At 68.2% G+C, this 22840-nt stretch carries 20 protein-coding genes; 7 read left to right on the forward strand and 13 right to left on the reverse strand.

The window, feature by feature from the left end:
* Window positions 1-24: 24 nt before the first annotated feature.
* Both QFZ83_RS29030 and QFZ83_RS29035 read right to left on the reverse strand, forming a co-directional pair.
* On the reverse strand, window positions 25-288 hold the full coding sequence (locus QFZ83_RS29030) for a hypothetical protein (RefSeq protein WP_013538535.1): 264 nt from the start codon (window positions 286-288) through the stop codon (window positions 25-27).
* Between the two features lie 137 nt (window positions 289-425).
* Window positions 426-1370, reverse strand: a complete 945-nt coding sequence (locus QFZ83_RS29035) for a CysB family HTH-type transcriptional regulator (protein ID WP_013538536.1) — start codon at window positions 1368-1370, stop codon at window positions 426-428.
* Between the two features lie 172 nt (window positions 1371-1542).
* On the opposite strand from QFZ83_RS29035, the gene QFZ83_RS29040 reads away from it, so the two are divergent.
* From QFZ83_RS29040 to QFZ83_RS29050, 3 genes are all read left to right on the forward strand, one after another.
* Window positions 1543-2145, forward strand: a complete 603-nt coding sequence (locus tag QFZ83_RS29040) for a TetR/AcrR family transcriptional regulator (RefSeq protein ID WP_306883259.1) — start codon at window positions 1543-1545, stop codon at window positions 2143-2145.
* A 203-nt stretch (window positions 2146-2348) separates the two neighbouring features.
* The gene (locus QFZ83_RS29045) at window positions 2349-3257 is read left to right on the forward strand and encodes an alpha/beta fold hydrolase (RefSeq protein WP_306883258.1); all 909 of its coding nucleotides are present in this window, start codon (window positions 2349-2351) and stop codon (window positions 3255-3257) included.
* A 69-nt stretch (window positions 3258-3326) separates the two neighbouring features.
* Window positions 3327-6281 (forward strand): SEL1-like repeat protein, encoded by a 2955-nt coding sequence (locus QFZ83_RS29050; protein ID WP_306883257.1) that lies wholly within the window; start codon window positions 3327-3329, stop codon window positions 6279-6281.
* On the opposite strand, the gene QFZ83_RS29055 is transcribed toward QFZ83_RS29050, so the two are convergent.
* A complete protein-coding gene (locus QFZ83_RS29055) occupies window positions 6256-7206 on the reverse strand; it encodes a fatty acid desaturase (protein WP_307511843.1) in 951 nt (316 codons plus the stop codon). The genes QFZ83_RS29050 and QFZ83_RS29055 overlap by 26 nt on opposite strands.
* A gap of 134 nt (window positions 7207-7340) precedes the next feature.
* Here QFZ83_RS29055 and QFZ83_RS29060 point away from each other — a divergent pair, with 134 nt between their 5' ends.
* Window positions 7341-8990: a rhodanese-like domain-containing protein gene (locus QFZ83_RS29060; protein WP_307511844.1), complete on the forward strand. Its 1650-nt coding sequence runs from the start codon at window positions 7341-7343 to the stop codon at window positions 8988-8990.
* Here the strand turns inward: QFZ83_RS29060 and minE are convergent.
* The 5 genes from minE to QFZ83_RS29085 all read right to left on the reverse strand — a co-directional run bounded on the left by minE (window position 8953) and on the right by QFZ83_RS29085 (window position 12859).
* The gene (gene minE, locus QFZ83_RS29065; protein ID WP_013538543.1) at window positions 8953-9225 is read right to left on the reverse strand and encodes a cell division topological specificity factor MinE; all 273 of its coding nucleotides are present in this window, start codon (window positions 9223-9225) and stop codon (window positions 8953-8955) included. The genes QFZ83_RS29060 and minE overlap by 38 nt on opposite strands.
* Before the next feature lie 2 nt (window positions 9226-9227).
* Complete coding sequence (minD, locus tag QFZ83_RS29070) at window positions 9228-10043, reverse strand: septum site-determining protein MinD (RefSeq protein ID WP_013538544.1); 816 nt, start codon at window positions 10041-10043, stop codon at window positions 9228-9230.
* A 52-nt stretch (window positions 10044-10095) separates the two neighbouring features.
* Window positions 10096-10863: a septum site-determining protein MinC gene (minC, locus tag QFZ83_RS29075; protein WP_013538545.1), complete on the reverse strand. Its 768-nt coding sequence runs from the start codon at window positions 10861-10863 to the stop codon at window positions 10096-10098.
* A 158-nt stretch (window positions 10864-11021) separates the two neighbouring features.
* Window positions 11022-12305: a solute carrier family 23 protein gene (locus QFZ83_RS29080; RefSeq protein WP_307511845.1), complete on the reverse strand. Its 1284-nt coding sequence runs from the start codon at window positions 12303-12305 to the stop codon at window positions 11022-11024.
* Between the two features lie 131 nt (window positions 12306-12436).
* Window positions 12437-12859, reverse strand: coding sequence for a hotdog fold thioesterase (locus tag QFZ83_RS29085; RefSeq protein ID WP_307511846.1), 423 nt, complete (start codon window positions 12857-12859; stop codon window positions 12437-12439).
* 84 nt (window positions 12860-12943) lie between these two features.
* On the opposite strand from QFZ83_RS29085, the gene QFZ83_RS29090 reads away from it, so the two are divergent.
* A complete protein-coding gene (locus QFZ83_RS29090) occupies window positions 12944-14287 on the forward strand; it encodes a hypothetical protein (RefSeq protein ID WP_307511847.1) in 1344 nt (447 codons plus the stop codon).
* Window positions 14288-14308: 21 nt separating this feature from the next.
* On the opposite strand, the gene QFZ83_RS29095 is transcribed toward QFZ83_RS29090, so the two are convergent.
* From QFZ83_RS29095 to QFZ83_RS29110, 4 genes are all read right to left on the reverse strand, one after another.
* A complete protein-coding gene (locus QFZ83_RS29095) occupies window positions 14309-16117 on the reverse strand; it encodes an ABC transporter ATP-binding protein (RefSeq protein WP_307511848.1) in 1809 nt (602 codons plus the stop codon).
* Between the two features lie 293 nt (window positions 16118-16410).
* Window positions 16411-17796, reverse strand: coding sequence for a tripartite tricarboxylate transporter permease (locus QFZ83_RS29100; protein ID WP_041943119.1), 1386 nt, complete (start codon window positions 17794-17796; stop codon window positions 16411-16413).
* Window positions 17796-18248: a hypothetical protein gene (locus tag QFZ83_RS29105; RefSeq protein WP_307511849.1), complete on the reverse strand. Its 453-nt coding sequence runs from the start codon at window positions 18246-18248 to the stop codon at window positions 17796-17798. Before QFZ83_RS29105 ends, QFZ83_RS29100 begins: the two co-directional genes overlap by 1 nt.
* Before the next feature lie 94 nt (window positions 18249-18342).
* Entirely contained in the window at window positions 18343-19629 is a 1287-nt protein-coding gene (locus QFZ83_RS29110) for a hydroxymethylglutaryl-CoA reductase, degradative (protein ID WP_307511850.1), read from the reverse strand.
* Window positions 19630-19766: 137 nt separating this feature from the next.
* Here QFZ83_RS29110 and QFZ83_RS29115 point away from each other — a divergent pair, with 137 nt between their 5' ends.
* Entirely contained in the window at window positions 19767-21149 is a 1383-nt protein-coding gene (locus QFZ83_RS29115; protein WP_306882853.1) for a PLP-dependent aminotransferase family protein, read from the forward strand.
* Window position 21150: 1 nt separating this feature from the next.
* On the opposite strand, the gene QFZ83_RS29120 is transcribed toward QFZ83_RS29115, so the two are convergent.
* Complete coding sequence (locus tag QFZ83_RS29120; protein ID WP_307512837.1) at window positions 21151-21927, reverse strand: crotonase/enoyl-CoA hydratase family protein; 777 nt, start codon at window positions 21925-21927, stop codon at window positions 21151-21153.
* 85 nt (window positions 21928-22012) lie between these two features.
* Between QFZ83_RS29120 and QFZ83_RS29125 the strand changes: the two genes are divergently transcribed.
* Window positions 22013-22819: a PaaX family transcriptional regulator gene (locus QFZ83_RS29125; RefSeq protein WP_307511851.1), complete on the forward strand. Its 807-nt coding sequence runs from the start codon at window positions 22013-22015 to the stop codon at window positions 22817-22819.
* Window positions 22820-22840 lie beyond the last annotated feature (21 nt).

The following is a 22840-nucleotide window of genomic DNA, read 5'->3' on the forward strand; positions in this document are numbered from 1 at the left end:
GTTTTTCTTTTTTGGGGACGCTTGTCAGGCCAGCGCGGTGGATGCGGACTGGGCGCACACGTTGCGCCCGGTGATGGTGAGGCGCAAGCCGCCACCGTGCCATTCGAGCCAGTTGAGGCTCACATACGCGTCGATGTCGTTGTCGTCGATGCGGTCGGCCTGGCGGCTCTGCAGGAGCTCCACCGTGGCGGGCAGCGCCCGTTTCAACCGTTCTCGTCGCTCCGCTGCATCGGCCGCCTTCTGGGCGGCCCTGATTTGCTGTTGCTGCTGCTGCGGGGTCGATGCCATTGCTGATCCGTTCCGGGAAGCCAAGGAATTAACCCGAATGTACGCCCCTTGTGTGAAGCCGCACGCTTTCTTTTGAACCCCGCCGTTTTCGCAGTACCCGCCGCGCAACAGCACCCCGCACGGGCTTGCGGCGCGGGCTAGATCTCGTAGTGGGAAGCCTTGGCTTCGTCGCCCAAAGCCTTCTCGACAATGGCGCGCGTCAGGGTCGGCGCGAACGATTCGATGAAGGCGTAGACGTACTTGCGCAGGTAGTTGCCGCGGCGCACCGCGAGCTTGGTGAGGTTGATGCCGAACAGGCGCCCCGCATCGATCGCGCGCAGCTGCGTGTCGCGCTCCGCTTCGTACGCCACGCCGGCCACGATGCCCACGCCCAGGCCCAGCGTCACGTAGGTCTTGATCACGTCGGCGTCCATCGCGGCGAGCACGATGTTGGGCTGCAGCCCGCGCGCCTCGAAAGCCTCGTCGATGCGCGAGCGGCCGGTGAAACCCGTGTCGTAGGTGATGAGCGGATAGCGCGTGAGCGCCTCCAGCGACAGCGGGGCATCGAGCAGCGGATGGCCCGGCGGCACGATCACCGAATGGGTCCAGCGGTAGCAGGGCAGGGCGACCAGTTGCGGGTAGTCGCCCAGCGCCTCGGTGGCGATGCCCACATCGGCCTCGCCGTCGATCAGCATCTGCGCGATCTGCTTGGGCGAGCCCTGGTGCAGGTGCAGTTTCACGTTCGGGAACTGCGCGCGAAATTCCTGCACCGCCACCGGCATCGCATAGCGCGCCTGCGAATGCGTGGCCGCGATGGAGAGCAGCCCGCTTTGCTGCGCGACGAACTCCTGCCCCGCGTGCCGCAGGTTGCTGCTCTCCAGCAGCATGCGCTCGATGATCGGCAGCACATGGCCGCCCGGTTCGGTGAGGCCGGTGAGCCGCTTGCCGGCGCGCACAAAGAGCTCGATGCCGAGTTCTTCCTCGAGTTCTCGGATCTGCCGGCTCACGCCGGGCTGCGAGGTGTGAAGGGTGTGAGCGACTTCGGTCAGGTTGAAGCCGCAACGAACGGCCTCGCGTACCGAGCGCAGTTGTTGAAAGTTCATCTGGCGCCGAGGTGTCATCTGGTCCCCGGGGTGGGGACCGACCGGCGATTCTCGGCAGAAGCGCTTATGCAGGGAACGATGCGTTTGTTGGTTCCACATGAGCAAAACATCTTTACGACCCGTCTTCTGCACCGTACTTGTAATTTCGCACGACTGTGCTAAAGTTCGCCGGATGGACGCCAAGACCCAGAAAAGCGAACTCACCCGTGCCGCCATCGTCGGCGCCGCGTTGGACCTTGCCCTGGCCGAGGGCCTGGAAGCGATCTCGCTGCAGGTCATCGCGAGCCGTCTGGGGCTTTCCAAAAGCGGCGTATTTTCCCGCGTGGGTTCGCGCGAGGCGCTGCAGAAGGCCGTCATCGAGGAGTACGGCCGCGGCTTCCTGGCCGATGTGTTCGTGCCGGCCATGCAGAAGCCCAAGGGCCTCGCGCGGCTGAACGACATCGTGGCCCGCTGGATCGCCCGCACCCGCGATGTCGAAGCCCAGACCGGCTGCCTATATGTCGCCGGCGCCTTCGAATTCGACGACCGCGAAGGCGAACTGCGCGACGTGCTCCTCGGAGAGATCACACGCTGGCGCGCGGCCCTGCGCCGCACCGTGACGCTCGCCATCGAGGCGGGCGAGCTCAAGGCCGACACCGAACCCGCACAGCTGGTCAGCGAGATCAACGGGATCATGATGAACCAGCTCCACGACGCGCGCTTCCTGCGCGACCCGCACACCGCCGACCGGGCCACGCAGACCTGGCAGCGGCTCCTTTCCAGCTATCTCGCCTGAGCGTGAAGCAGGCGGATTTCCCTCATCTTTGTTGTCAGAATTTCGCACAGCCGTGCGATAAATAGGAGAAGCAGCCATGCTGATCATTGCCCTTTGCCTTGCCATCTATGCCGTCGCCCTTGGCGTCGAAACCGCCCGCGACACGCTGCGCAGCCTGCCCCGCAGCAACCAGGACTGGGTCTGGTATTGAAAGGATCTCTTAAATGACAAGCACACCGGCCCCTTCGAGCTACTACGGCGCCAGCCGCCTGATGCGCGCGATGCGCTTCGGCCTCGGCGCATCGCAACGCCTCTGGCCGGCACTGGGCGTGCGCGCGGCCTACCGCGTGTTCGGCACGCCGCTGCCGCCCAAGTGGCTCTACCGCGGGCAGCACCCCGGCATCGACTGGCGGCATGAGGCTTGGTCCTTCGAGGACGCGAGCGTCGGCATCTACCACCTGGCGGCGCAGGATTCGGGCGCGGAATCGGAGCCGGTCGTGCTGCTGGTGCATGGCTGGGGCGGGCATGCGGGCCAGATGCTGCCGCTCGCGCAGGCGCTGGCGGCGGCAGGGCTTCGGCCGGTGCTGCTCGAATTGCCCGCGCACGGCCGCAGCGAAGGCACGGCGACCAACGGTGCGCAGTTCGCGCGCGCCATCGACTACGTCACCGCCCGGCTCGCGGCGGACGGCCGCGCGTTGCGCGCCGTGGTTGCGCATTCGCTGGGCGCCAATGCGCTGGCCTATGCCGCGGGGCGCGGGCTGCCGGCCGAGCGCATCGTGCTGCTCGCACCGCCCGCGTCGCCGCGCGAATACACGCGCTACTTCGCGCATGCCTTCGGCCTCAGCGAGCAGACGCGCGCCGCGATGCAGCGGATGTTCGAGGCGCGCGAAGGCGTGCTGATGCCGCAGTTCGAGCCCGCGCTCGCCGGCCCGCGCATTGCGCAGCCGACGCTGATCGTTCATGACCGCGACGACCGCGTGAACCGTTTCGCCGACGGCGAGGCTTACCGCGATGCGATTCCCCGCGCGCAGCTCTTCGTCACGCAGGGCTGGGGCCACCGTCGCATCCTCAAGGAAGAGGCCGTGCTTGCACAGGTCACGCAATTCCTGGTGCAGCCTTCGGCGGTCATGTGAGCGTGAAAAGGCGCCTCTAAACTGGGCGCCACCCATGGCCTTCGCTGTGGAGGACACACGCGACCACACATGGGCAATCGTTCCTGGCTCTATCTCGAACACCGTCTTTCCGGCGCCGACGACGGCGCCGACCACGAAGAAACTTCGGCCAACGAAATCGCCGAAGCCAACAACAACTTCCCCGTGCTCTGGCAGCTCCTGCTGGCCGATGGCGCAGCCGGCGACGCCATCGACGACCAGCGCGTCTTCGGCGATGCCGGCACCGATAACCTTGCCAGCGACGCGCACGCCGCGCTCGCGCGCATCCGGCAACTGCACGCTTTTGTCGAGCAGCATCCGATGCTGCACACGCTGCCGCAGATCGCGCTGCAGTTCGAGGCGCTGGCGCTGCACCTGGCCGAGCTGATCGACGAGGTGCCGGCCGACAGCGCGCCGCGCTTCTCCGCCAACCTCGACGAGCTGTCCTGGCTGGGCGGTGAAACCGGAGGCGAGGGCTTCATCGAACGCAACCGCCGCGAGTGCAACGAGCGATGGACCGAGGTGCGCCGCTGCATCGAGAGCGGCAACCACCCGGGCGTGGACGCGGCCCTCGGCATCCAGCGCTTCGCGGACTGGAAGGCCTGGGCCTGGCAGTTCGGTTTCGGCGGGCTGTCGCATCCGTACTTCGATGGCTACGAGGCGCCGCGCGACGAGCGCTTTGCCGACTTCGAGCCGGAAGAAGAAGACGACGAAGAAGGGTATGAGCGCCCCGACTACGACAACCACCTGGGCGGCGAACTCTGGCGCTTCGAGGTCGACGGCCGCTGGGGCGTGATGCGCCTGGTGCACGACGAAGACGGCGACGGCGGCGCCAGCCACCGCACCACCGTGGTCGAGCCCGCGTGGGACGACATCCGCTACGCCGGCGGGAGCGATCCGCGCCTGCTCTGGATCTCGCAGGGCGAGCGCTCCGGCCTGCTGCTCGCCGACGCCGAGGCGCCGCGCGTGCTGCTCGAACCGCAGCTCGACGAAGTCTGGGCCTTCGAGGACGACATCGCCACGGCCCTGGTCGGCGACCACATCGGCTTGCTGCGCACCGATGGCAGCTGGCTGCTCGAGCCCTCGGTCGACGAGGTCTGGAGCTTTGTCGAAGGCCGGGTGCGCGCCCGCGTGGGCGAGCGCATCGGGTACATCGACCTGCAGGGCCAATGGGCCATCGCACCCCGGTTCGAAGAGGCCGAAGACTTCACGCCCTTCGGCCTGGCGCCCGCGCGCGGCGACGAGGGCAGCTGGGGGCTGGTGCGCGCGGACGGCGACTGGGCCGTGCCGCCGGATTTCGAGCAACTCCAGTGGCGCCACGACTGGGAGGCATTCGAAGCCACGCGCAACGGCAATAGCGGGCTGCTCGATGCGCAAGGCCGCGTCGTGATCGAACCGGTGTACGAGCAGGTCGACCTGCTCGAGGAATACCTCATCGAGTTCCTGACGAGCGAAGACAACGATCCGGCGAACGAGCGCGGCGCCGAGGCCCGGCCGAAGCGCTTCGCCGTGGAACGCGCCGATGGCCTGTGCGGTCTGGTCGATGGGCGCGGCCGCGTGCTCGTGCCCTTCGACTACGGCCGGTTCGAGACCCTGGAGCCGCTGACCGGCCAGGAGCGCGCGCACGCCATGGCCCGGCGCGACCTGGTGCGCGTGGCGTCCAAGGGCGGACGCACGGCGAAGAACGCGCCGTGGCTGCGCGGCATCTACGACGTGGCTGCCGGCCGCGAGCTGGTGCCTTGCCGGCACCGCACGCTCCAGCCGCTGGCCTGGGGCACGCAGGACATCGGCTGGCTGGTCGCCGATCCGCTGCCGCGCGGCGCGAAGACCGAAAAGATCGAGAAAGGGCAGCTCGCTGTGGGCGTCCTGCGCGGCGACGGCACCGTGCTGCATCCACAGGCCTATCCGTGGATCGCCGCAGCGGTGTCGGTCGCCGACAGCTGGCTTGTCGCGGCGGTGCGCTCGGACTTGTGCAAGCGCTGGGGCGCGGGCGAGCCGGTGAAGGCCGTGCGCAACGACTCCGGCCTCTATGTCTGGCTGCATGCCGACGGCCGCGAGCAGCCGCACGCCGAGCACATGGCCGCGCGCCATGCCGCCGGCGACCTGCGGGCCGCCTACGAGCTGGCCTGCCATCTGCGCGACGGCGAGGGCATCGAGGCCGACCCGCGCGAAGCCCTGCGCTGGATGGCGCGCGCCGCTGGCGTGCGCGAGCCGGGCGACGCCCCCGCGACCGCGTCATCCGACGGCTTGCCCGTGGCGATGTGCGAGCTCTCGAAGATGCTGCGCTGGGATACGGCGGGCCTCGGCGCCGATGCCCAACTGGGGCGCGCGTGGCTGCTGCACGCCATCGCCCATGGCGGCGCGGACGACGCCGCCACGCAGGCCCAGCTCGGCTACATGCTGTGCGAAGGCGAGGGTGGCGAGCGCGACCTGGAAGGCGGCGTGCGGCACTACGAACTGGCGGCAGAGAAGAACAACACGATGGCGCTCTACAACCTCGGCCTGGCGTACAAGCTCGGCGAACCCGGGGAGCCCGACCTGGCGCGCGCGATCGGCTACTTCCGCCGTGGCCACGAAGCCGGCGACATCAGCGCCACGATGCAGCTCGGCCGCACGCTCTGCCTGCACGCAGAGGCGCTGGCCGAACAGGGTCATGGCGAAGCGGAAGTGAACGTCCTGCATGCCGAAGCCCTCTACGCGCGGCAGAAGGTGGCGGAGGACAGCACCCAGCGCGAGCAGGGCTGGGCCTGCTACGAACTGGGGTGGATGCGCTTTCGGGGCCAGGGCGCACCTGAAGACGCTGCGGCCGCGGAGCGCTGGCTGCTCGCCGGTGCCGCGCTCGACGACTGCGAGGAGAACCTGGAGAGCCAGCGCGCCTGCATGGAGGTTCTGGCAGAGACGTTCTACGGGGACCCCGACAGTCCGCTCTTCGACGAGGACAAGGCCAGCGAGTGGACACAGCGCCTGCTGGCGCTGCCCGCTACCACGCCGGATGCACCGGCGTGAACACCGGCCTGAACAGGTGGCGCCTGACGATCTCCCCGTAGCCCCGGTAATAGAAATGGCCGTTCGCGGCCAGCACCTCTGCGCGGTGGCGCCGGAAGTACACCGGAATCTCGTACCAGGGCATCGTCGGCGCCCGGTGATGCACGTGGTGCAGGTTGTTGAACAGATAGAGCAGCCCGAAGACCACGTTCGACTCGACGATGGCCACGCGCTCGTGCGGCGTGTCGGCCCAGCGGTGCTCGGTGAAGGTGCGTAGCGAGCCCAGCATCATCCCGGGGTAGACGAAGTACAGCAGGTACTCGCCGAAGCCCATGCCGCAGATACCGATGACGAAGTACAGCACCGGCGCCACGCTCAGCGCATGCCAGCCCCAGGTGGGCAGCCGCGAGAAGTCGCCCCCGCGCACCCGCCCCGCCTCGAAGCGCGCAAGCTTCCATAGCCGCAGGAACGGTCCGAGCACGACGCGGAACGCGATCGTCTGGTTCGCGATGTAGATCCACCGCCGCACCGGCCCATAGCCCGCCCACGCGGGCGCCGAGTGGTAGGCGCTCTCATCGTCGCGCTCCGGATGCGTGAGGTGGAAATTGACGTGGTGTGCGCTGTGCCCGCGGTTGTAGAACGGATACGGCAGCCACAAAGTGAGCGGCGGCCACACCACCGCATGGCGCAGCCACCTCGGCAGATGGCGCATTGCATGGATGCTCTCGTGCTGCAGCGAGGAATGCAGCTGCGCGAGAAAACCGCCCAGCAGGAACAGCGCCCATCCCGGCAGCGCCGCATGCCACCACAGCAAAGCCGCCCAGGCCCCGTACAGCGCCGCGGCGAGGGCGAGCGTCGGCACCTCGAAGTGCCACCACCAATGCCGCCTGCGCGTGCCGGACGAGGCGCGCGTCGGTGCGGTGGACGAAGGGGCGGTCGATGTCATGGCTTGACGGCTCAAAGGACTGCGATCCTAGGTATGAAGACGCCGTTCGCATGCGCGCTTTTCGAATAAGCAAGGCCGCGAAATTTCGTTTCCGTCCGGCCGTGAAATGCCTACGCTTGGCGGCTTTGGCCGAAATGAACAGCAGCGCTTCCACGACCCTCGCACCCGTGCTGCTGCAGGCGCTGCTGCTGGCCGAACCCGCCGGCGAGCTGGCCTTGCTGGACGTGCGCGAAACCCGCTGGTTCGTGCAGCGCCATCCCAACCTCGCGCGCAACGCGCCGCTCAGCGGGCTCGAACTGCAGGTCGGCGCCTTCGTGCCGCGCCGTTCCACGCCCGTGGTGCTTTACGACGACTACAACGCGCCCGACGGTCCGGCGCAGGTTGCGGCCGCGGTTCTCGCGCGCCTGGGCTACACCGACGTGCGCACGCTCGATGGCGGCCTGCAGCGCTGGGTGACCGAGGGCCTGCCCGCCATCGACGGCTACGGTACGCTGGTCAAGGCCTTCGGCGATCTCGCGCGGCTGCACTACGGCACGCCCTCGCTGTCCGTCGATGCCCTGCGCGCACGCCGGCGCGAAGGCCTTCCCACCACGCTGGTCGATGCGCGGCCGCGCGCGGAATTCGAATTCCTCTCGCTGCCCGGCGCGCGAAACCACGCCGGCACCGAGCTCGCGCTGCGCCGCTTCGAGGCGGACGATGCGGCGCACGTCTGGGCGATCAACTGCTTCAGCCGCACGCGCGGCATCCTCGGCGCCACCACGCTGCGGCTGCTCGGCCGCGCGCCCGATGCGGTATTCCTCGAGGACGGCGTCATGGCCTGGGGCCTGCAAGGCGCGCCCACGGTGCAGAACGGAGCGCCCGACGACGAGCTGCCACCCGAATCGCCCGAGGTGCTGCGACACATTGCCGACGAGCTGGTCGAGCGCTTCGCCCTTCCCGTGGCCGACGCCGCACAGCTCGCCAGCTGGTGCGCCGACGACAAGCGCAGCCTCTACATCTTCGACGTGCGCCCCACGGCCGACGCGGCCTTCGCGGACACGGCGGTGCAACAAGTCCCCGGCGGCCAGTTGTTCATGCACTTCGAGAACCTCGTCGGTACGCGCGGCGCCCGCATCGTGCTGATCGACGATCCGGCGCACCGCCTGCGCGCGGCGGTCACGAGCTTCTGGCTCACGCAGTTGAATCAGGCCGAGGTGTACGTCTACGACGGTGCGCTGTCGCCGGAGCAAGCGCCCCCAGCGCAAGCTGTCACCGTGTCGGATGCACCCTCACCGCTGGATGCCGAAGCCCTCGCGCAACTGCGCAGGAACGGCGCGGTAACGGTGATCGACGTGGGCGCGAGCCTCGACTACGAACGCGGCCACCTGCCCGGCGCGCTGTACATGCTGCCGGCCTCGCTGGGCCCGCTGGCCTCGCACGCCGTGGCCGGCCGCACGCTGGTCTTCACCTCGCCCGACGGCGCGGCTGCACGCCGCGTCGCGCGTGATGCGCAGCAGCGCTGGCCGGGATCGGGGGCGGTGTTCACCTGGCTCCGGGGCGGAACACAGGCGTGGAAGGCGTCAGGACGGCCGCTGTCGACCGCTTTCGTGCCCGCCCAGCGCCTCACCCCTTTCGACGACGACTGGGGCTCGGTCATGCGCGTCTTCGGCCCGCGCCGCGATGCGGTCTGGGCCGACTACCTCGCGTGGGAGCGGGCGCTGGCCGCGCGGGTCCTGCAGGACCCGTCGGTGCGCTTTCGCTTCTTTCCTACCGGGCAGGGGCCGGATCGGGCAGCTCGATCTTGATGTCGAGCACTTCGAGGTTGTCCTGGGTTTCCAGGTGCACCTTGATGTCGTCGGGATTGATCGACACGTACTTGGAAATCACCGCCACCAGCTCGCGCTGGAGTTCGGGCAGGTAGTCGGGGCGCTTCTTGCCGCTGAGGCTGGAGCGCTCGTGCGCGAGGATGATCTGCAGGCGCTCTTTCGCGACGCTTGCAGTCTTCTTCTTCTCGCCAAGCAGGAACGAGAGAAACGACATGCCTACTTGCCTCCGAAGATCCGCTTGAAGAAGCCCGGCTTCTCGGCGTCGACGAAGCGCATCGGCTTCTCTTCACCGAGAAAGCGCGCCACCACGTCGCTGTAGGCCTGCGCCACGTCGGTGTCCTTGTCGTGGATCGCCGGCACGCCCTGGTTGGAGGCATGCAGCACGCTTTCCGACTCGGGGATCACGCCGATGAGCTTGATGCGCAGGATGTCCTGGATGTCTTCCAGCGAGAGCATCTGGCCGCCCGCCACCCGGTTCGGGTTGTAGCGGGTGATCAGCAGGTGCTCCTTGATCGGATCGCCGCCTTCCTTGGCGCGCTTGGTCTTGCTGCTGAGCATGCCCAGGATGCGGTCCGAGTCGCGCACCGATGAGACCTCGGGGTTGGTCACCACCAGCGCCTCGTCGGCGAAGTGCATCGCCATCATCGCGCCGGTCTCGATGCCGGCGGGCGAGTCGCAGACGATGTACTCGAAGTCCATCGCCGCGAGGTCGTTCAGGATCTTCTCGACGCCTTCCTGCGTGAGCGCTTCCTTGTCGCGCGTCTGCGAGGCAGCCAGCACGAAGAGGTTCTCGCACTGCTTGTCCTTGATGAGCGCCTGGCTCAGGTTGGCTTCGCCCTGAATGACGTTGATCAGGTCGTACACCACGCGGCGTTCGCAGCCCATGATGAGGTCGAGGTTCCGCAGGCCCACGTCGAAGTCGATCACGGCCGTCTTCTTGCCCGCGAGCGCGAGGCCGGATGCGAAGCTGGCGCTGGTGGTCGTCTTGCCGACGCCACCCTTGCCCGAGGTCACCACCACAATTTTGGCCATGGCCATTCCTTCTTGTTTCGATTCTGTTGTTGGTTTCAGAGCGCCGCGTCCGTCAAGGGATCGCGTCGATCACTAGTTTCTTGCCGTCGAGCCGCACCTGCGCCGACTTGCCGAGCACCGGGTCGGGCAGCGGCACTTCATTCGTGCGGTAGATGCCGGCGATGGCCACGAGCTGCGCTTCCATGCAGGTCGAGAAGATCCGCGCCTCGGTGTTGCCGCGCGCGCCCGCGATCGCCTTGCCGCGCAACGGTGCGTACACATGCACGTTCCCGTCGGCGATGACCTCGGCGCCGAAGCTCACCACGGCCGTCACCACCACGTCGCCGCCGCGGGCGTAGACCTGCTGGCCCGAGCGCAGCGGCTTGTCGATGAGGAGCGTGCCATTGGCCGGCACCGGCACTTCGCGAATGATCTGGGGGGCTTCGGCCGGCGCCTCGGCGGGCGGGGCCGGCGGCCGGGGCGCGGGCGCCGAGGGCATGGCCGCCAGCGAGAGGCCGGCGGCGCGGGCCGCGGCATTCTGGGTGTCGTTGCCGCCGCGCACCGCGATCGGCTGGGTCTGGTGGCGCGCCAAGAGGCTGCGCAGGGCCGCGAAGTCGATCTGGGCGGTGGCTTCGCCCGCTTCGTCGTGCTCGGGGAGCTGCGAGAGGTCGATCACCACCGGCTCCTGCTCGAAGAAGTCGGGCGAATCGGCCAGCTGGGCGTCGAGCGCCTCGGCCAGCACGTCCAGGTCGGACGTCTTGAGGATCACTGCAATCAGCGGCAGCGTGGCGCTCTTGAATTCGAAAACCGCCTTGGTGCGCGCGGCGGAGACATCGGCCATTGGGAAAACGTCGGTGCGAAAAGCGTTGGAGTCTAACGGGCGCGGGCTTCCGGGCGGTGACCGGGCCCGGCCTGATCCGCTCCGGACAACACTTCTTGCATGACGTTACGAGGCAAACGCCTGAGATTGCGCGCACTTCGCGCCGCGCCGCCTCCCCCTCAGTTCTTCGTCTTGCCGAGCAATGCGTAGAGGATGATCGCCCCGAAAGTCGCGGTCCCGATGCCGCCCAACGCGAAGTCGCCGAACTTCAGCGTGAAGTCGCCGGTGCCGATGATCAGCGTGATGGCGGCCACGATCAGGTTCTTGTTCTGCGAGAAGTCGACCTTGTTGTCGACCCAGATCTTGGCGCCGGCAATCGCGATCAGGCCGAACACCACGATGCTCACGCCGCCCATCACCGGCAGCGGAATCGCCTGGATCAGCGCGCCGAACTTGGGGCTGAAGCCCAGCACCAGCGCAATCACCGCCGCCACCACGAACACAGCCGTCGAGTAGATGCGTGTGGCCGCCATCACGCCGATGTTCTCGGCATAGGTGGTCACGCCCGTGCCGCCTGCGGCGCCGCTGATGACCGTGGCGATGCCGTCGCCGATGAAGGCGCGGCCCATGTAGGGGTCGAGGTTGCGGCCGGTCATGGCGGTCACCGCCTTCAGGTGGCCGAGGTTTTCCGCCACGAGGATGATCGCCACGGGCGCGATCAGCAGCATCGCGTTGGCCGTGAACACCGGCGTGGTGAAGGTCGGCAGGCCGAACCAGGCGGCGTTGGCGATGCCGCTCAGGTCCACCGGCTTGCCCATGCCCAGGAGGTTCGTGAGCACCGCATAGACGACCGTGGCCAGGATCAGTCCGACCAGGATCAGGAGGCGCTGCAGCATCCCCCGCGCGAACACCGCCACCAGCCCGACGCACAGGAAGGTCACGGCCTGCATCCACGAATCGAAGTTGCTGGCCGCCATGTTCTTGATCGGCACGCTGGCCAGGTTGAGCCCGATCACCGCCACCACGGCGCCGGTGACCACGGGCGGCATGAAGCGCTCGATCCAGCCCGTGCCGATGGCCTGCACCAGCGCCCCGATCAAGATGTAGACGACCCCGCAGGCCACGATGCCGCCGAGCGCCACCGCGATGTTGGCGTTGGGTCCCTTGCCCGCGTAGCCGCTGGCTGCGATCACCACGCCGATGAAGGCGAAGCTCGAGCCCAGGTAGCTGGGCACCTTGCCGCCGGTGACGAAATAGAAGATCAGCGTGCCGATGCCGCTCATCAGGATCGCGATGTTGGGGCTGAAGCCCATGAGGATCGGCGCCAGCACCGTGGCGCCGAACATCGCGATCACGTGCTGGATGCCCATCGCGCCGGTCTGCAGCCAGGGCAGCCGCTCGTCGGGCCCGATGACCGCGCCGTCGGCCAGTGTGGACACCGGCTTTTCAGTCCAGTTGAACATTGCTTGTCTCCTCTTGTTGGTTGTGGCGGGCGCCCCGCGCGCTCCGGGGCGTGATTGTGGTCGATGAACCCCGCGCTGAACACACCCAGAAGAGAAGAAGTGGCGGGGCCGCCCGGCCCGCCGCGCCGGCCTCAGCGCGGCTGCAGCACCGCCATCGTGATCCGCGACACGCAGGTCAATTCGCTCGCCTCGTTCGTCAGGTCGATCTGCCAGACCTGCGTGCTGCGCCCCCGGTGCACCGGCCGCGCGGTGCCGATGACCCAGCCGCTGGTGACCGAGCGGATGTGGTTCGCGTTGATGTCCAGGCCCACGGCGCGGTCGCCCTCGGGGGCCGAGTAATGCGCGCCGCAGGAGCCCAGCGTCTCGGCCAGCACCACCGACACGCCGCCGTGCAGGATGCCGTAGGGCTGGCGGGTGCGCTCGTCGACCGGCACGCGGGCGCGGATGAAGTCGTCGCCCACCTCCAGGAACTCCATGCCCAGCGTGGACACGGCCGTGCCGACGTGGTTGCGGGTCAGTTCTTCGACGGAGATCTCTTTTTTCCAGATACGCATTCGCTTCTTTCGGGGACAGGGTTGCAGAAACTATAGCGACGGCGGCTGACAAGCGCAGTCGCCTTTGCGTGCTAACTTGGCCCGATGAAGCACCCCCTGCGCCGTTGGCTCCTCGGCATTGCCGCCGTCCTGCTGCTCGGCATCGGTGCGCTGGTGTGGTTCGTGAGTTCGCGGCTGCCGAGCGACGAGGAGGTGGCGGTCCGCATCTCCGAGGGCTTCGAAAAACGCTTCGGCGTTGGCCTGAAGGTCGGCGGCGCCCACTGGGCCCTGCTGCCGACGCCGGTGCTCGTGCTCTCCGACATCGCCACCGACCAGCCGCGCCCGATCACCCTGCGGCGCGTGACGGCGCAGCTCAAGCTCACCGAGTTGCTGCACCGCGTCATCGCCGTGGACGAGCTGGAAATCGAAAGCCTCGTGCTGCCGCGCGAGTCTGTGCGCGCGTTCCGCGGCAAGGGGCCGAAGCCCCACGAAGGCGGCAACGTCATCGCGCTGCCCGCGCCCTGGACGCTTGCGCCCATTCCGCTGGAACAGCTGCGCTGGCGCGACGTGGTCTGGATCGACCGGCGCGACATCGCACTCGCCTACGACGGCGAAGTCGCCTTCGACCCCCAGTGGCGTCCGCGCCAGGCCCGCATCGAGCGCGCGGGTGCGACACCGCCCGCGCGCCTGCGCCTCGACCGCGAGGCCGGGCAGGACCGCTGGCGCACCCGCATCGACGTGGGCGGCGGCACGTGGAACGGCGTCGCGCTGTTCGAGATGCCGGCCGGTGGCAAGCTGCGCGTGTCGGCCGAGCTCGATCCGCGCCAGGTCGACATCGAAGGCCTCGTGCAGGCCTTCGGGCGGCGCACCTCGGTCGCGGGCAAGGTCAACGGCCATTCGACGCTCGTGGCCGAAGCCGACGAGGCCAACGAGCTGGGCGCGCTCATACGCAGCATGCACACCCGCACCACCTTCTCGGTGCGGCCTGCCACGCTCACCAAGGTCGACATCGCCAAGGCCGTGACCACCGCCGGCATCAGCCGCGGCGGCACCACGCCGCTGGACGAGCTCACCGGCACGCTCGACACCCAGGGCACCGAAAACGGCATCGTGATGCGCTACACCAACCTCAAGGCACGGTCGGGCGTGCTCACCGCGAGCGGCAACCTGCAGCTCTTCAATCGCAAGATGGAGGGTGACCTCGCGGTGGACCTGGTGGACGGCGTGGTCGGCGTGCCGCTGAAGATCGGCGGCAGCGTGAGCGACCCCGAGGTGTCGCTCACGGGCGGCGCGCTCGCGGGTGCCGCGGTCGGCAGCGCGGTGCTGCCGGGCGTGGGCACGGCCATCGGCGCGCGCGTGGGACAGCAGGTCGAAAAGCTGTTCGGCGGCGGCGAGCCCGAGAAGAAGCCGGCGCCGAAGCCGCGCAAGCCGCCGGCCTCCCAACGCTGAGCGGCGCTGAGGCAGAGCGCTTCAGGCGGGCTCGGCCTCGCCGGGCGGCTCGATGGCCGCAACCGTTTCGGCTTCCTGCACACGCGGCACCGGCCGCTCGCCGATCTGCTGGCGCCACATCGCGTAGTACAGCCCCTTGCCTTCGACGAGCGCCGCATGCGTGCCGCTCTCCACGATGCGCCCTTTTTCCAGCACGTGGATCGTGCCCGCATGCATGATCGTCGAGAGCCGGTGCGCGATGAGGATGGTGATCTGCGTGCTGCGCGCCGAAATCTCGCGCACGGTGGCGGTGATCTGCTCTTCGGTCAGCGAGTCGAGCGCCGAGGTGGCCTCGTCGAAGATCAGGAGGCGCGGCTCCCGCACCAGCGCCCGCGCGATCGACAGCCGTTGTTTCTCGCCGCCCGAGAGCTTCATGCCGCGCTCGCCGATGGGCGTGTCCAGCCCCTCGGGCGACTTCTCGGCCAAGTACGCGCACGAGGCCTGCCGCATGGCTTCGAGGATCTCTACGTCGGTGGCATCGGGCTTCACGAGCTGCAGGTTCTCGCGGATCGTGCCGGCGAAGAGGTGCGTCTCCTGCGTCACGAAGCCGATCTGCCGGCGCGCCTGGTTGTAGCGCAGGTCGCGCGTGGAGATGTCGTTGTAGAACACCTCGCCGCTCGCGGGCGTGTACAGGCCCACCAGCAGCTTCACGAGCGTCGACTTGCCCGAGCCCGAGGGACCGACGAAGGCGATGGTGTCGCCCAGGCCCGCCTCGAACGACACATCGTCGAGCGCGTTGTCCGTCGCGCCTTTGTGCCGGAAGCTCACGTCCGCAAAGCGCAAGTGCGTGACCGGCCCGATGCTGATCGGCGACTCCGGCCGCCGCTCGATCGGCTTCTGCATCAGTGCCTCGAAGTTCAACAGCGACGCCTCGGCCTCGCGGTACGCCAGGATGATGTTGCCCAGCTCCTGCAGCGGCGCAAAGATCGCGACCGAAATGAACTGCATCGCGATCAGCTCGCCCGTGCTCAGCACGTCGCGAAAGATCAGCCACAGCAACGCGAACAGCACCGCCAGCTTCAAGAGGCTCAGCGTGGTGCCCTGCAAGAACGACAGGAGCCGGATGCGCTTCACCTTCTGCATCTCCAGCGCGAAGATGCGCGTGGTCTGTGCCTGCAGCCGGCGTATCTCCGGAAAGGTCAGCCCCAGGCTCTTGATGAGTTCGATGTTGCGCAGCGACTCGGTGATGAAGCCCGAGTTGCGATTGGTCTCGCGCGTGATCGAGCGCTGTTGGCTCTTGATCTCGCGGCTCAGGAGGCCCGTGAGCCCGCCCAGCACCAGCACGCCGATGAGGAACACCGGCACCAGCAACCAGTGCTTGGTTACCGCGTACCAGACCAGGAACCCGATGCCCACGATGGCCGCGAACGCGGTGTTGATGAAGGCGTTGATGAAGCGCTCGCTGTCCGCTCGCACCTTCTGCAGCATCGACAGCGTCTCGCCACTGCGCAGGTCTTCGAACTCGGGGAATTTCAAACGCAGCACCTGCCGCAAACCGTCGTTGAAGATCTGCGTGCCGAATTTCTGAACCACCAGCCGCGTGATGTATTCCTGCAGTGCCTTCGCGAGACGCGACGCGATGGCCACGCCCACCGCGAGCGCCAGCAGGCGCAGCACGCCGGAGACCAGTTCCTGTTCTGTCTTGCCGTCGCGGTGGATGGCGTACCGGTCGATGATCTTGCCGAAGATGATCGGGTCGACCAGCGCCAGAACCTGGCTGATGCCCGCCAGCAGCAGGGCGAGCAGTGCGAGGCGCGCATGCGGCCTCAAGTAGGTCCAGAGGATGTGCATCGTGCCAGTATGCGACGTGGTCGTTCAGGGCGTGTGCACAGGCCACCGGGTACTCCCCTCCGCGAATGTCCCCCGGCCTGCGGCCTCCTCCTTGATTTCGCTGCGGGGAGCACCCGATGCCCTGCGCACACAGAGCGCTGCCGTTGTGCGGGCCGATCAACCGCTGCACCGATAACGAGCACGCCGATGGGGTGCCTTGCGCAGCGAAATCAAGGAGGAGGGGCGGAGCCCCGGGGGACATTCGCTTCGCCGTGTACCCCGTCGGCGTGATCGCCGCCCCGAACAATCCAGCCTTAAGAAAACGCCTTGATCACCGCCGGCACCGTCAGCACCGCCGTGTAGTAGCCCATGAACTGCACCCCGGTGTTGAACCCGATGGCGCGCGACAGCAGCCCGCCGAGCAGGCCCATCGTGAGGATCACCAGCAAGCCGAGCAGCTGGCCTTCCCACACGCTGATCACCACGATCAACCCGACGAAGGTCGCGATGATCGCCTCGTGGCTCACCTTGCGCGAGACGAACAGCGCCGCGCGGCGCGCGAAGTTCATCGTGAACGGGTAAGCCACCAGCGCCGCGAGCACCACGGCCAGCATGCCGTAGCCGAGGAACTCCCAGTGGTTCAGCAGGTTGTGCAGGTTGTGGGTCTGGCCCGTGGCCGAATCGATGGTGAACACCGGCGGCGCGTTGAAGAGCGGTGCGGCGGGGCCGGCCGCGACAGGGCTCAGCGGCAGGCCGATGGCGATCAGCGGGATCAGCGCCTCGGCGATGTAGGTCGCCTCGGTCACGCCGTTGCGCGCGGCCAGCGTGGTGGTGAGGCGGTGGTACGCGTGCTTGATGCGTGAGCCGACCAGTTCGCCCAGCACCACGGTCATCGCGACCGGGCTGAACACGAAGGTGGCGCTGGAGATCGTGGCGGTCGCGAAGGTCCACTTCACCTGCGTGCGGTCGAGCACCTTGAACGGGTTCGGGAAGTAGCCGGTCCAGCCTTTCACATCGGGCGCGAGCGAGAAGGTGCGGACCTTGTCGCGTTTCATGCGCGCACGCGCCGCGGGCGAGATCACCGAGAACAGGTCGGCCACCAACGGTCCGATGGCGATGCCCAGGAAGTAGCTGATGCTGAGCTTCACGCCGTACTTGCCGGTGAGCGCCTGCAGCGCCACGATCACCATCACGAACGGCACCAGCGTGGCGACCGATGCCCAGCGCCCGCTCGAGAAATAGGCGATGGCCACGGCCGCGACCACGAAGATCCACGGCGCCGCCTTGGTGATGGCCGCGCCGTAGGGTGCGAGCAGCACCGCGAACAGCACGGCCAGCGGCACCGCGATGAAGGCCGCGATGATCGCGCCCGACACCATCTTGCGCAGCGCGATGTGCGGCACGCCCAGGTTGCGCAGCACGTTGGCGTCCTGCAGCAGCGGCGTGGCCATGGTGTCGCCCGGAATGCCGAGCAGCGCGGTGGGCACCGCATGCGTCATGTGCTTGGCGACCGCAGCCGCCAGGAAGAAGGTGAACACGCCTTCGGGCGGCACGCCCAGCAGCACCACCAGCAGGGTGAGCGGCGCGAGCGTGGTGGTTTCGTCGGTGCCCGAGACGAGGCCGATGGCCGCGAACACGATGGCGCCCACGAGGCCCATGCCGGTGGCGACGAGGATCTGATTGAGGAGTGCGGCTTCGATCACGAGGTGGCTCCTTCGATGCTCTTGGCGCGGGGCTTGTACGACGCGAACAGGTCGTAGATTTCGAGCTCCTTCATTTCGCGCACCACCGAGGGCGGCAGGTCGTCCACGGAGCCCAGGTCGCCGTGTTCGCCAGCGAGTTCGGCCAGCACCTCTTCACGCCAGCGCGGATCGGGGTCCGTGCCCTCGACCACTTCGCGCTTCGGTGCGAAGAGCTTCGCGCAGATCACCCCCGACACCACGCAGCCGCCGAGGCCCGCGAGCATGGCGTAGGCGCGCGCCAACTCGGGCGTGCTCACCACGCTCGCGAGCACGCGGCTCGCCACGAGGTAGCCGGTGAGGCTCACCGCGACGCCGATCACGATCGACCAGGCGAGGTGCCCCAGGTCGGCTGTGTCGCCCCATATCTCCCCCAGCCGCCACCGTGTGGGCGTTGCGCTGTCTGCGTTCATTTGTGATGTCTCCGTCTTGGTTATGTGACGGCCAATTTCGTGGCCGCCGCGGTATCGGCCGCGGTCCGTTGTGCGGGGCTCTCCCGCCTTCTGCTTACTTCTTGCGCAATGCTTCGAGCAGCGCGACGGCGCGATCAGTGCGCACGTCATGCTCGGCGGCCATCTGCTTGGCGATGCTGTCGATCTCGTCGCCCATGGCGCCCGCGACCAACGCGATGTTGCGGGCATGCAGCGCCATGTGGCCGCGCTGGATGCCTTCGGTGGCGAGCGCGCGCAAGGCGCCGAGGTTCTGCGCGAGGCCCACGGCTACGGCGACTTCGCCCAACTCCTGCGCGGACTTCACGTCGAGGATCTTCAGTGCGAGCCGTGCAAGCGGGTGTGTCTTCGTCGCGCCGCCGACGAGGCCCACCGGCATCGGCATCTCGATGGTGCCGACCAGCGCGCCGCTCGTGTCCTTCTCCCACGTGGTGAGCGAGGTGTAGCGGCCACTGCGGCAGGCGTACGCATGCGCGCCGGCTTCCACCGCGCGCCAGTCGTTGCCGGTCGCGACGATCACCGGGTCGACGCCGTTCATGATTCCCTTGTTGTGCGTCGCCGCGCGGTAGGGGTCGATGGCTGCGAAGGTGTAGGCGTCGATGACGCCCTCGACCACCTCTTCGCCGCTGCGTTCGCGCGTGGCCAGCACGGAAGGTGCGAGCCGCACGCGCGCACGCGCCAGCCGCAGGTCCGCCAGGTTCGACAGGATGCGCAGGCGCACCGTGCCGCCCGTGAGCTTCTCGACCAGCGGCGACACCGCCTCGGCCATGGTGTTGACGGTGTTCGCACCCATCGCGTCGCGCACGTCGACGATCAGGTGCATCACCACCATCGCGCCGCGCGGCGTGTCGCCGAACACATGCACCTCGATGTCGCGGCAGCCGCCGCCCAGGCCGATCAGCACCTTGTCGCGGCTGTTCGCCACGGCCAGGATCTCGTCGCGCGCACGCAGCAGCGCGAGCCGTGCGCCGTAGGGGTCGGTGATGCCGATCACCTGTACCTGCGCGCGCATCAGCGGCCCGGTGCTCGAGGCCTCGAAGCCGCCGCCTTCGCGCGCCAGCTTGGCCATGAAGGATGCGGCTGCGACCACCGAAGGTTCTTCCACCGCCATCGGCACTAGGTAGTCGCGTCCGTTCACGGTGAAGTTGCCGGCCACGCCCAGCGGCAGCTCGAAGGTGCCGATCACGTTCTCGACCATGCCGTTGGCGCGGTCCACGCTCAGCGCGCCGGGCTGGGCGAGCAGGGCGACCTCGTCGTCGGTGAGCGATGCGGCCTTGGCGATGTGGGCGAAGCGCTGCGCGGGCGTGAGGGCACGGAAATTGGGAATGCGGGAGTCGGCGACCATCGTTGCTTGTCTCTTGGGAAGATAAATTCGGGAGCAGGCAATTTAGGTCGGCTGTACCGCCGGCGGAAGGCACAGTTTGGCGGGACAGTGCGGACAGTGACCCGTTTAAGCGGCCCGCTGTGTCACAGTCTCGGCCCATGACAACGATCGCCGATTCGCTCGCCGACACCCTCGCGCGCCAGATCGCGAGCGGCGCCTACAAGGCCGGAGACAAGCTGCCGTCTCTCCGCGAACTCGCGCAACTGCACAGCTATGCCAAGAACACCGTGGTGGCCGCGTTCGAGTTACTGGTGTCGCGCGGCCTTGTCGAGCCGCGGCGCGGCTCCGGCTACTTTGTGCTCGCGCAGTCGAAACCCAAGCCACCCGAGGAAGACGCGGGCAGCCTCGGCCGCGCGATGGACATCGTGTGGCTCATGCGGGAGCAACTCAAGACGCAGCCCGATGCGGTCGCCGTGGGCGACGGCTTTCCGCCCGTCGAATGGCTCGCCGACGTGCGGCTGGACAAATACCACCCCAAAGTCGTCCGCACGGGGCTCGGTGCGCTGTTCCGCTACGGCAGCCGCTTCGGCTACGCACCGCTGCGCGACCACCTCGTGCGCAAGCTCGCGGACTTCGGAATCGGCGCCGAGCCGCGGCAGATCGTGCTCACGCACGGCGCCAACGAGGCGATGGACATCGTCATCCGCTACTTCGTGCCGCCGGGCGGCAAGGTGCTGGTGGACGACCCGGGTTACTACCCGCTGTTTGGCAAGCTCAAGCTCGCGGGTGCGCAGATGCTGGCCGTGCCGCGCCTGGCGGACGGACCCGACCTCGACATGCTGGAGCAGCTACTCATCGCCGAGCGGCCGCGCCTCTTCTTCACCCAGTCGCTCGCGCACAACCCCACGGGCTCCGATATCTCGCCGGCCAAGGCCTTCCGCGTGCTGCAGCTCGCGCAGAAATACAACCTGCTGATCGTGGAGAACGATCCGCTGGCCGACTTCAAACCGACCGCACTGCCGCGGCTCTCTGCGCTGGATCAACTGGAGCGCACGATCTACATCGGCAGCTTCTCCAAGTCGTTCTCGGCAGCGCTGCGCGTGGGCTTCATCGCCTGCGGGGCGGACCTCGCGAGCGACCTCGCCGACCTGAAGGCACTGATCCACGTGAGCAGCTCCGAGTACAGCGAGCGCACGGTCGATGTGATCCTGAGCGAAGGCCACTACCAGCGCCATCTCAATCGCCTGCAGACCCGCTTGGGCGAAGCCACGCGCAAGGCGCTGCAGTTGTTCGATTCGGTCGATGCGGAGGTCTTCGCGCGCACCCCACAGTCGCTCTACATCTGGGCGGCGCTGCCCGGCGTGGCCGACTCGCTGGCGTTCGCGAAGGAACTGCTGCCGCGCAAGATCGTGATGGCGCCAGGGCGCATCTTCAGCGTCGATTCGACGCAGGTCTCGCGTTGGTCGCGCTTCAACGTCGGCGCGATGGTCGACCCGCGTTTCGCGAAGGCGTTGCGCACCGCGCTGCGAAGGCGCGCCTGAATCAGCGCTTGAACGCGCCGTGCCGCCCCGCGCCGCCGGCAAAGCGCGCGGCGCCGGCTTCGCCTTCGGCAAAGACGATCGGCACGCCCTGCGCGCCTTCGCGCCGCAGCGCGTCGGCAAGCGGCAAGTCCCACTGTTCGTAGGCGGAGCGGCGGTCGGCGAGCATGCATTGCTGCGGGAACGCGGCGATCTGCAGCGCCAGTTCCCGTGCGGCAGCGAGCGCGCCGCCCGGTGGCGTGACGCGGTTGACTAGGCCCATCGCCAGCGCCTCGGTGGCGGAGACGGGCCGACCGGTGAGGATCATGTCGAGCGCCCGCCCCATGCCCACGATGCGCGGCAGCCGCACCGTGCCGCCGTCGATCAGCGGCACGCCCCAGCGGCGGCAGAACACGCCGAAGACCGCGTCGTCGTCGGCCACGCGCAGGTCGGCGAGCAGCGCCAGTTCGAGGCCGCCCGCCACCGCATAGCCGTTCACTGCCGCGATCAATGGCTTGGACAAGGCCATGCGCGTTGGCCCCATCGGCCCGCTGCCGCCGCCCTCGGGGTCGAGCTCGTTGCGTTCGTCCGGGTTGCCGACAGCGCCCAGGTCCGCGCCGGCGCAGAAATGGCCGCCCGCGCCTGTGAGGATCGCCACGCGCAGCGCGTCGTCGGACTCGAAGCGTTCGAAGGCCTCGCGCAGTTCGGCGGCCACGATGCCGTTGACGGCGTTGCGCTTGTCGGGGCGGTTTAGCGTGAGGGTGCAGACCGCCCGATCCGTGTCATAGGTCACGTATTCCATAGCCATGCTCGCGTTCCCTTGGAGGCAAAATTACTTACTCAATAGCTCTGGTTCATCGTAGGAAATATTTCTCCGATGTGCAAACGTGGAAAAAATATGCAATGTCCCGGTCGCCATTCCGAGCGCGCCGGAACTGATCCTCGACCTGCTCGTCGCCCACAGCGGGATGCTGAGCGCACAGTCGCTGTGCCGCGCGGGCGCCCTGATGGGCATCGGCGAATCGACGCTGCGCGTGGGCCTCACGCGGCTTGCGAGCGACGGCAAGATCGAACGCAGCGAGCGCGGCAGCTATGCGCTCAACCGCGCGGGGCCGGCGCTGTCTCGCGCGGTCGATGGCTGGCGGCAGCGCGGCGCGCAGGCCGTCGCATGGCGCAACGACTGGCTCGCGGTGCACGACGCGGGCGTGCCGCGTTCGGACAAGACGGCCTGGCGCCACCATGGCCTGGCGCTGTCGCTGCGCGGCTTTGCCCCGTTGCAGACAGGCCTGCACATCCGGCCCGACAACCTCCGGGGCGGGCTGGCGGCCGAGCGCGAACAACTGCAAGGCCTCGGCCTGTCTTCGAAGGCGCTGGTGTTTCGCCTCGCCGACATGGACGAAGCCACGCAGGCCGCCGCGCGCAAGCTGTGGAACGTGCGTGCGCTGACGTCTGGCTACCGGCGCTTGCAGACCGGCATCGAGCGCAGCGAGAAGCGGCTGGACAGGCTACCGCTCGAAGCGGCCGTGCGCGAGTCGCTGCTGCTCGGGCGCGCCGTCATCGCGCATCTCATCCGCGATCCGCTGCTGCCGGCCGAACTCATGTCGCCGGCGCCGCGCATCGCGCTGCAGGCCGTCACGCGCCGCTACCAGGACAAGGCGCGCAAGCTGTGGCGCACGTGGTTCGCACAGGCCTGACCGCCACGGCCGCGGCCAGGG

This window comes from Variovorax sp. W1I1, assembly GCF_030815625.1.
Classification (GTDB): domain Bacteria; phylum Pseudomonadota; class Gammaproteobacteria; order Burkholderiales; family Burkholderiaceae_C; genus Variovorax; species Variovorax paradoxus_C.